Source organism: Epilithonimonas tenax DSM 16811 (genome assembly GCF_000428485.1).
Taxonomy (GTDB): domain Bacteria; phylum Bacteroidota; class Bacteroidia; order Flavobacteriales; family Weeksellaceae; genus Epilithonimonas; species Epilithonimonas tenax.
Genome location: NZ_AUAA01000066.1, coordinates 1 through 10,287 on the forward strand (window position 1 = coordinate 1; position 10,287 = coordinate 10,287).

Consider the following 10,287-nt stretch of genomic DNA (forward strand, 5'->3'; position numbering starts at 1 on the left):
TTTTCTCCAACTCGTGGATCTTTTCCTGTTCAGCGGTCAATTTCAATTTACCATTTCCGGGGAAGCTTCCGGCTCCAAACTCCTCAAATTCCTTTCGCCATTTGTATAGCAAAGTCACTTTAATACCGAGTTCTCTGGCTAATTCTGATATATTATTTCTCTCTTTGCTCAATTGAACTGCTTGGGTTTTGAAAGCAGGATCATAGATTTTTCGTTCTTGTTTCATATCTTAAAATTAAGGTTTTATGCTTAACTTTTACTGGACGTTAAATTAGTATATCCAGTTGACGGAATTATTATTAGTAATAGTGGTAGTAAAATATTGATTCTCATATTATGGACATTTTGTTCCTTTGTGATTATTTATAATTGTTGAATGAGAATGTTCAAATTCTATTTTAATAATTTCTTGGGAATAAAACAATAGACTGAAAAGTAAAACAAATAATATTAATGATTGATAAAGCATCTTAATTTATTGTCTTGTTAGGATAATGTTATATGGCAATGGCTCAGGCCTTTGAGAAGCAGGCAGATTCCAATAAAAACAATCAGAATCCAGCCAATCATTGTCTTTCCAATATTCCCATTTAAGTTGAGTCTTAGATGAGTCTGTAAAGTTGATCATAATATATCCTGTTATACCACATAGATCATTATCTATATAGCTAAACGAATATTTATCATCTTTTTTTCGGAAACCTCCACCATCAATTTTTGCTTTGGTGTCAGCTAAATTGGTATTGTCAAATAAAATATTACCATTATTATCTAATACTTTAAATTTTGCTATTAAATTATCTTCATAGTATTTCAAAACATCATTATACTGCTTGTTAACTTTTTTAAATGCAATATAAATAGTTTTATTATTCCAGCTTCCTTTCCAAACTCCTTCGTAATATTGAAGTTCGTTGCTAGTATCTTTTAAATATGCATTTTCCGGTACTTGTGTAAAAGTTCTTAATGGATATGTTTGCGCATTGCAAGAAATCGTAATAATAAATAAGATTAATAAAAAAATATTTTTCATAATTATATAGTTTAAATGTGAATTTAAGGACAAGGTGTTGATTTTACGGGTTGGTCAGCACCATTATATTCTAATTTTAAAGAAGATGTTTCTGCCACTTTATAGACTTCCAACCCAGCAATATTTATAACTTCTTTTATAAACTGGGTGAATAGTTTCTCAACATTACTTTGCGTTAACTCATCATTTTTTAGTAGTTGTTCGTACTTTTCCTTATACCAAGTTTGCCATCTTTCTTTAGTTTCTCCATTTATGGAACCTGGCCAAGTAGATTTTGTATATTGCAACATATAGTTACCACCAGATGTTGTAACTAAGGAATAGGCATTGGTATAGCTACCAGTATAGCTATTAGCCTGAGGCATTAGATGATTAAAAAAAGTTCTTACATCTACAGGAGAAAATATTTTAACAGGGTGATTTCCCTTAGGATCTTCATTGTTATGAGAATGCATCAATCCTACAATTCCACTCTTATCGGCAGGCAAACTCATATTGGTAGTTCCAATAAAATTTTCTACGTCTGCAAATGCAGGCTCTAGACCACTGTTTTTAGGCGGGTATCTTTCAAAAGCACCTGTTTCGTGATCCAAATTAAAAACATCGGGCTTATTTATTTTATTATATTTTTCTTTAAACTTTGTACCTGCAAACTTAGCTTTTATATTCTCGCACGGCGTCTTTGGCACCTGATTCAGAAAATCCTGCCAGGTAGCTCCGGGATTATCCATAAAGAAATTAATCCCCATATTGGCATTCTGAGATTTTACAAGAGAGTTATCAGAAGCGAGATATGTTTTAAATCTTTGCGATATTGTACTGTTTTGTCGGTAAATAATCTATTAATTTTCAAAACATAAAGCCCCATTGCTGAGGCTTTTGCTAATTATTGTCTTATTAAAGATATAGAAATATTATAAGGAATTGTTGGCTGATAGTTTGAAGGACACTCTCCCCATACAATATCTGCATCTTGTATCATTCTAATAGTCATAACATTGGGAGTTTCCGGCTTTATTCCTAAATACACATATCCCATTTCTCCACATGCAAATGGGCTGTTGCCTACAAAATGCATCATATAGTATTTTAAATTAGGTTGGAAACCAAAACCAGAAAATTTTGTTTTGGCATCATCAGATTCATTGAAAGTATCATATACTATATTTCCATTAGAATCCTTGATTCTCATTCTACCTTTTAGCATATCACTTTTTACTCCAAAATCTTCATCTAATATTTTTTTAAATTGAAGTTCGTAGGTTTTCCCATTATAATTTCCTATCCATGTTCCTATATATTTAGAAAGAGAATTATTAATGTCTTTTATATAATTATAATTTGGGCAATTGGATGTTGCTCTACATTGTGCAATAGTTTCCAATGAAACAATTTGTGCATTACACGAAATGGTCAAAAATGTCAGTATTGATAATAAATATTTCATAATATATTTTTTTAGTTAGAACAAGTGTTTTCTGCTGTTTCTGTTTTATCGGCATTCAATTTTATTTCGGTAGTCGTTCCGTCAGCATTCATCCGGTACAGAGTAATGCCTTTCAAATTCATTTTCTCACTGATAAATTGAAGAAATCCAAGTTCTAATAGCTTTTGATTGCCAATTCTAGATCCCATAAGAGTTGTATAAGAATCTCTAAAAGCATCCCTTTGAGCATCCGTAAAAGTTTTAATCTGATATTGGCTACCTGTAAAACGAATCTGATAATTAACAGAACTGGAAACCATAACTGCATACACATCCTCTAAAGGTCTTGCCGCATCCTGTGCGTTTTTTACCAAATCCATAAAGTAAGATACATCTGCCGGAGACATTGCTTTGATACCAATTCTTGTATACCCGTTAGAATCTTCAAAATCATCAACGTGGGTATGCATATAGCCTTTGATATACTTGTTAGTTGCCGGACTGGGAAGAGATAAGGAGTTATTTTGGTCGGTAGCACTTGCATTGTCTTTATATTCATAATCGCCACCGTTCTTCTGGATGTAACCTGTTTCTTTTTTTAAACTTGTTTTTCCTTTTAAATCTGTCATTTTACTTTGGAAAAGTGTATTTTCTCTCTGTGCTTTTATATTCTCACAAGGCGTCTTTGGCACTTGGTTCAGAAAATCCTGCCATGTAGCTCCGGGATTATCCATAAAGAAATTAATCCCCATAGTTGTATTCTGAGATTTTACCAAAGAATTATCAGATGCGAGATACGTTCTGAACCTCTGTGCAATCGTATTGTTTTCTTGTAAGTAGTTTACCTGAGATACATGCAGGACAATACCATAATCTGTAAGCGACTGGAAAACAGATTGCACTATTGGAGAATAGGAAAAAATATCGATCTCCGGGTTTTGAAGATACCAAGGGATGTTGGGGTTAGTCTGTCCGCCGCCATCGTTTCCGCCATCATCATTCCCACCCGGAGAATTTGGAAAGTCCGGTTCATAGTCAGTATTTCCCCCTCCTAGCGGACATGTGATACTTACACATTTCCAACACATATCGCAACGTGATTCTTCCAATTGATTTTTACAATGGAAAGTCATAAAACATTGCTCAATATCCAAATTCTGAGTAGGCTCATGTTGCCCAATGGTAAAACTTTTATGATCATGATTCTCTTTTAAAGGCACATTTTCAAATAGATCCGAAGGGATAGAGGAGTATAACCGCGACCCGAACATCGCATTGTCAAAAGAGATAAATGTCCTCAAGATGCTTTCGCGAGTGTCCTTGTCTATACTTTTGTTTTCAGCAAAATCTTTCAGCTGTTCATTGGTAACCGTGTAGACAGTAGGATCTGAAGAATCTGCGTTTTTGATGTACATCAAAGATGAGAGGAAACCATCTTCCACTTTCAGGGGAACAATCAGGATCTGCCCGCCATCGCCACCTTTATTGGCTGTTTTGATTTTCGATTTGGCAATGTAGTTCCAAGCTGGAAGTCCGGTTTTGTCAGAGAGCTTGGAAATAAAATCAGTCCTGTCATTAAGGTTCTTCAGTTTAGAAATAGTGCTGGAGACCAATGAGGTGTTGACGTTTTTAAAATCAGCGCCCTCGGTATTGTTCCGGAAGAATTCTTCTTCCCTTTTAGACTCTGCAAGACTGTTTGAAAAGTCTTCGTTCCTGCAGGAACTCAAGAATAGCACAGCTACTATTACAAAGTTGCACCATAAACATAATTTTTTTCTCATGTATTTTTTGTTTTTATTGTCTGCCAAAGTAAAATAATTTTTCCGAACAAACATTACGGTAAACCGTAAAATCATTACATTTCTATAAAATATTCATTAAAAAAACATAAAAAAATTGAACAAATCATAAATATTATGACTTTAAAGTACGATAAACAGGCTTCTCAACTACAAAAACACTTCAAAACACTACGATATAAAATAAATTATTAAAAAAATTTCGACAATACACTTTTCAGCATCAATAATTATTTCAATTTTAACCCAACAACGACATTTAATTTAATCCAAAAACATCAAAACAAATGAGAAAATTCATTCTTTCCATCCCGGCAAAGACCATTACGGATACCTAAATCACGACTGCGCTAAACCCGCTGAACCCATTCAAAGTAAACCAATAATTAATTTATAGAAAACAAAAACCACAAGCCTAGACTTGTGGTTTTTTATTTTTAATTAAAAGTTTAGCTTGTTTCTCTCTCCTTTTGTAAATGATTTCGGTGATTTTTCCGCCAATCCAAGAGAAAGGGAAAAAGATGAGGAAGATAGATATTTTATAGAAAACGGGATGGTAAGGATAAATAATAATATCCAGCATTGCTATAAAAAGCATAATGAAGCCTATCAGAATAGCATACGCCACTTTAGCATATTTCACTATCACCGCAGTCACTACACCACCAAAGGTAACACCCAAACCTCCAAAAAAGAGCAGGGCGATAAAAAAGGAATCTTTGTGCTGGACAGATCTCAGAAGCGTTTCCCAATGGTCAAACGGCGCAAACTGCTTGTAGGTCACCCACGTGGAGTCTATCTTTATCCCTAATGTGATAATGAGAGCAGCGACTGCCAGGCCAGCCAAAACACCGATGGTATTCCTACAGAAATTCATGGGTTAATCTTTGAAGGCGATCATAGAGATCTCCACGTCCACATTTTTGGGAAGGCAAGACACCTGAACGGTTTCTCTTGCCGGATAGATTTCGTTTTCGAAATAGGAAGCATAGATCTCATTCACCTCAGCGAAGTCATCCATATTTATAAGGAAAATAGAAGCCTTCACCGCATTGCTGAAATCCATATCTGCAGCCTTCAAGATGGCTTTCAGGTTTTTCATCACCTGATGTGTTTCTTTCTGGATACCCTCTACCAGTTTACCATTTTCAGGATCTACAGGGATCTGTCCGGAAATGTATAAAGTACCGTTCACCAAAGTGGCCTGTGAATAAGGGCCAATGGCTGACGGAGCTTCTGAGGTATGAATGATCTTCTTCATTGTTTCTTTGATATAATATTTACAAAACTATAAAATTTACTTTAATTCCTAAAACGTACTGTTCGGCTGTGTAAAACTTCTTTCCTTGTACTTCACGGCGTCTTTCAGGATGTTGGCTTTGATCCCGATAAAGAAATCATACACCTTATATTGTCCAAACGGCACCCAGTTGAATGTGATGGTAAAGCTACGCTGATCTCTTGCAAATCCAAGACGGGTGTAGCCCAAAGCTTTTGCCTCAACGTCATAATTGGTACTTCCGTTGATATTCCAGTACGGCGTGAGCTTGATGCTGCCATCCAATCCTACTGTTGCAGATTTTACCGGCAATCTGGTAATACCTTTCATATATGCATAATTTGCATTCACGTTCAAAGTCCAGGTTGGGGAGTAATGGGAGTAATTATCATCATCAAAGAAGTAATTCTCGTTCCGGATCTCGCCTTTCTTTTTATACTTTTTCGACATTTCTTCTTTCTTGCCAAAAATAGCTTCACTCATCGGGTATGACAGCTGAAGGTTGAAGCCCTGCAAACTGAAATGCCCAAAATCTTCTGTTCTTATCCCAACATCATTTCCTTCTGTGAAGGCAATCCTGTAAGGTTCTAATGTAAGCTGGGTATTGACGTTCAGTTTATTATTAAAGAAAGAAGATTGACCATTCACTGTGAACACAGACCATTTGTTTCTTTCTGCAGCAAAGTTGTAGTTTCCGGAAACATTTAGGTTTTCAAAGATCTTCACTTTTTTCACGCCTGTAGAATCTGATTTGGACCTGATTTTCATCTCCAGGTTATTATTGATATTGAAGCCTACACTCTGCGTCAATCCGGAAGAAGGCGCACCATAAATCCCCTGTTCGAAGATCGAATAAGGCGTCATCTCGCCTCTCGCATTAGAATAATTCTTGAAATAGCCCCAACTTCTGTCTCCAAAATCCGGAGCATAGTTGAAACTCATACTCGGCGTCACCATATGTCGGATCGCAACAATGGGTGAGGTCTTGCTGAAGTTTTTCTGCCCATACAAAACCGTCTGCAAACTGGTGCTGGCTGAGAATGTGGAATACCCGGCAATGCCATTCACAAAGTTATCTTCTACCAGATTGGTGAGTGGGTTGTATTTTTTGTCCAGTGTTTTGGTGGTGATCACATTGTCCGCATTGGCAGCAATGGTGAATGTGAAATACTTCGCCAGCGTGGTATTGGTAGAAAGTGAAATATTGTTTTTGGCTCCGGTCTTCAGGTTGTCCCACATTCCTTTTTTGAAAAGCTGGTCTTCTGTGGTCGTGACATAGTTGCTGAATGCCAAACCGGTGTTCACATTGATGTTCTCCAACAGTCCAGTTCTGACGCCGGTTTTCGGTTTGAAGAGGTAAAACTGATTGATGGCCACCGTCATATCCGGCAAACGAAGATCTGTAAGACCTGTTGCAAAATTCTGAGAGTACGCCATACTCGCACTGATCGTCACCGGAAGATTGAGAAAACGCTTGGTCACGTTGACCCTGGAGGTCTGCTGCGTGTTGAGGACGTTCTCGTTGAAGATGTAATTATTATTGACTGTATTATTATAGAACTTACTGCTGACAATATCCACACTCGCATTGAAGGTAAAATAAGGATTGGCCTTTGCGTCCTGAGAATGTCGCCAGGCAATTCTAAAAGTTTTGGTTCGGGAATAATTGTCCAAACCTTTGATGCCACGGACCGTGTAACCATAATCGGCCGCAAAATTTCCAGAATATCTGTATTTCTTAAGATAATTAAGCTCAGGCTTCAGGTTCCAACTTCCTTTTGTATAGAAGTCAGACAGGATTTTCAAATCAAAATGATCCCCAAGAGGCTGATAGTAGCCCAATCCATTCAGGAAAAATCCCACATCCTGGCGCTCGCCGAAACTCGGGATCAAAATACCTGCTGATCTTTTATCAGAAAACGGAAGGATCGCAAATGGAAGAATCAGTGGTGTGGGTACCTGTTCTATGTACATCTGGATAGGCCCTGTGACGATCTGCGAATTATTTTTCCCTTTCAGAAGTTTGATATTCGGGGCAGACATATGATAATCCGGCAATGTATCTTTCTTCTTGAGAAAATACTCATCGGTGGTGTAGATCGCTTTCCTCATAAAGAAGACCGAATCATTATATTTTTTGGTTTTCTCAGCTACGATGACCCCTTCACTCTCTTCCGTTCTCGCATTGAAAGCAATGGCCTGCCTGGTCTTGATGTTATAAATCACCTCGCTGTATTCGAACTTCTTACCACCCTGAGTGGCAATAGCCGGTGTAATGATCTTTCCTTTTTCGTCCTGTTCTCCTCTCGCATAGATCTTCCCGGTTTCCCACTCGAACCGGATGTAGTCTGCATCTATCTGCATATCCTGATAGATGATCTGTGCTTTTTTCTGTAATGTGGTTTGTTTGTTGGTAATGGAAGAGCTGTTTTTGTATTCTGCCTTCATTTTTACAACATCATCCAGTTGTTCTTTTGGCATGATGGTATCTTTCTTTATTCCTAAAGAGTCTTTGGAAATATTGATCGAATCTCGAACATCATTTTTTTCAGCAGTATTTTGGGGCACAGTTTGTGCTAAAATATTGTTAAAAATTAGGATATTTAAAATTAGTAATATACTTTTGAAAATACTTCGAGCCAAGGGAGTCATTCTGAAATTGGGTTCAAAATTAATTAAATTTTAAAGATTAAAATGATTAGGCCAACACTTTATAATAAATTTTTTTTTCTGTTAACATTTTTTATTGGTTTTAATGCCATTTATGCACAGAAAAAATTCACGCTTGTTCTGGATGCTGGCCACGGTGGCAGTGACATTGGAGCCAACAGATACTACAGCGACATTGGATCTGTTCAGGAAAAGAATATTACATTAGGCATCGTTCTCAAATTGGGAAGGATGCTGGAAAAAAACAAAGACTACAAAGTCATCTATACCAGAAAAATTGATGAGTACCCTTCCCTAACGTACAGAACAGATCTTGCGAACAGGAGCAAAGCAGATCTTTTCATCTCGGTACACGTGAATTCTTCGCCCAGCAAAAGTGCAACCGCGCAAGGCACAGAAACCTTCGTACAAGGTCCCAACCAAAACAGAGCTAATCTGGACGTGGCAAAAGCGGAAAATGATGTAATTTTCTTGGATGAGAGAGACAAAGAAAACTTTGCGTCATACAATGCCAGCTCACCAGAATCCCTTATTGCGCTTAAAATACAACAAAGTAAATACCTGGAAGCCAGTCTTATCATAGGTGGACTTGTAGAAGATAATTTTGTAAAAAAAGACAAAAGATTGTCAAGAGGTGTAAAGCAAGAAAATTTACACGTTCTCAGGATGAATGCCATGCCTTCTATCCTCATAGAAACAGGATTTGTGAATAATTACGATGATGCGCATTATATCGCTACAGAAGAAGGACAACAGGCCATTGCAGAAAGTATCTTCAACGCCATTGTGAGTTACAAAAAAATGGTAGACAGAAATGTAAAAGAGCCAGAACCAGAAAAACCAGTGGAACAGCCTCTCAAAAATGATTTCAGAATCTTATTGATGGGCACCCCTCAGAAATACAACAGTGAAGACCCCGCATTAAAAGGCTTGAAATACATCTTACCAATCAAAGAAAACGGACATTACAAATATTACTATGGAACAACCAACTATGCTTCTGTAAGAGATACCAATTTGAAAACCGCTAAAGATGCAGGATTCCGAAACGCCATGGCGATCAGCTTCGTTCCAAATCAAGCGTTAGGAATTGGCTATTACACCCTAGAGATCTACTCTGGCAAAGAAAAACTGGATTCTAAATCAAACATTCTGAAAAATTTTCCAGACATTATCAAGAATAAAGAAAACGGTATTTTCTACTACACCTTTGGGAAATACAGAACATTAGAAGACGCAATAAAGGCTCAGAAAGAGTATGAGACCAAAGGCATCAGCAACACAATTATAGAGAAAAGACTGAAATAGATAAAATCATTTGCCAGAACTGTTTAAAGTCTTTATTTTTGCAGTCCACAAAACCAGGCCTATTCGTCTAGTGGTTAGGACTCAAGATTTTCTTTCTTGCAACAGCGGTTCGATTCCCCTATAGGCTACAAAAACGCTTTTTTTAAGGCGTTTTTTTTGTTTATTTCATTCAATTACAGCTAATTACATTTTTTTTGATAAATTAATTTATCAAAATTTATCAGTATTTAGGATACCGAACGGTAACCGGTTTTTGATGGTTTTTATTTCTACTTTTGCAGTGTATTAAACACTATAAAAATGACTAAAACCCTTATTAATATTAGATTTAACCGTAAAAAAAAATTAGACAAAAACGGTTTAGCTTCAATTCAAATAGAATTGCGTTTAAATGGAAAACGTAAATTTGTCGATACTCAAATTAAAGGAAAACCCGAAAACTGGGATATTTCTAAAAATCGTTTCAAAACATCACACACCAACAGCATTAAATTAAATCAAAGGCTTAATCAAATCTTAGAGCCTGTTTAAAAATTAAATTAGAAAAATTTGTAAGGAGTGGATCTGTAAAAAAATAATTTAAAAAATTGATTGTCAGTTGTTTATGTAGATTATTTTTCGTAACTTGTTGGTAACTAATCAATTAAGCTACGGTGAAAAATTACTCTACAAACATTTCTGACAATCAATGGCAATTTATAAAAAAGACTTTAAACTTCAATAACAGAAAACGAAAATATGATTTAAGAACCATTTGGGATGCCATTATGTA

The 10,287-nt window shown here is 36.3% G+C and carries 10 protein-coding genes and 1 tRNA gene; 3 read left to right on the plus strand and 8 right to left on the minus strand.

The genetic code is table 11. The features are described 5' to 3' along the window. The 8 genes from F564_RS0116795 to F564_RS0116830 form a co-directional block, all read right to left on the minus strand. Positions 1–226 (minus strand): transposase (locus F564_RS0116795; protein ID WP_028123625.1); only part of this gene is annotated, 226 nt, incomplete at its 3' end. A gap of 249 nt (positions 227–475) precedes the next feature. Beyond that, entirely contained in the window at positions 476–1,033 is a 558-nt protein-coding gene (locus tag F564_RS0116800; protein WP_028123626.1) for a DUF6705 family protein, read from the minus strand. A gap of 23 nt (positions 1,034–1,056) precedes the next feature. After that, entirely contained in the window at positions 1,057–1,782 is a 726-nt protein-coding gene (locus F564_RS0116805; RefSeq protein WP_028123627.1) for a hypothetical protein, read from the minus strand. A 137-nt stretch (positions 1,783–1,919) separates the two neighbouring features. Continuing rightward, complete coding sequence (locus tag F564_RS0116810) at positions 1,920–2,480, minus strand: DUF6705 family protein (protein ID WP_028123628.1); 561 nt, start codon at positions 2,478–2,480, stop codon at positions 1,920–1,922. 11 nt (positions 2,481–2,491) lie between these two features. Then, positions 2,492–4,240 carry a hypothetical protein gene (locus F564_RS0116815; protein ID WP_154656913.1) on the minus strand — a complete coding sequence of 583 codons (1,749 nt, stop codon included), beginning with the start codon at positions 4,238–4,240 and terminating at the stop codon, positions 2,492–2,494. Between the two features lie 433 nt (positions 4,241–4,673). Further along, positions 4,674–5,135, minus strand: coding sequence for a hypothetical protein (locus F564_RS0116820; protein WP_028123630.1), 462 nt, complete (start codon positions 5,133–5,135; stop codon positions 4,674–4,676). Positions 5,136–5,138: 3 nt separating this feature from the next. Further along, entirely contained in the window at positions 5,139–5,519 is a 381-nt protein-coding gene (locus F564_RS0116825) for a RidA family protein (protein ID WP_028123631.1), read from the minus strand. 48 nt (positions 5,520–5,567) lie between these two features. Continuing rightward, on the minus strand, positions 5,568–8,189 hold the full coding sequence (locus F564_RS0116830) for a putative LPS assembly protein LptD (protein WP_034981899.1): 2,622 nt from the start codon (positions 8,187–8,189) through the stop codon (positions 5,568–5,570). Positions 8,190–8,225: 36 nt separating this feature from the next. Between F564_RS0116830 and F564_RS0116835 the strand changes: the two genes are divergently transcribed. The 3 genes from F564_RS0116835 to F564_RS0116845 all read left to right on the plus strand — a co-directional run bounded on the left by F564_RS0116835 (position 8,226) and on the right by F564_RS0116845 (position 10,046). Continuing rightward, entirely contained in the window at positions 8,226–9,515 is a 1,290-nt protein-coding gene (locus F564_RS0116835) for an N-acetylmuramoyl-L-alanine amidase family protein (protein ID WP_028123633.1), read from the plus strand. 56 nt (positions 9,516–9,571) lie between these two features. Beyond that, positions 9,572–9,643 (plus strand) — tRNA-Glu (locus F564_RS0116840). Positions 9,644–9,815: 172 nt separating this feature from the next. Then, positions 9,816–10,046, plus strand: coding sequence for an Arm DNA-binding domain-containing protein (locus F564_RS0116845; RefSeq protein ID WP_028123634.1), 231 nt, complete (start codon positions 9,816–9,818; stop codon positions 10,044–10,046). The last annotated feature ends 241 nt before the right edge of the window (positions 10,047–10,287 follow it).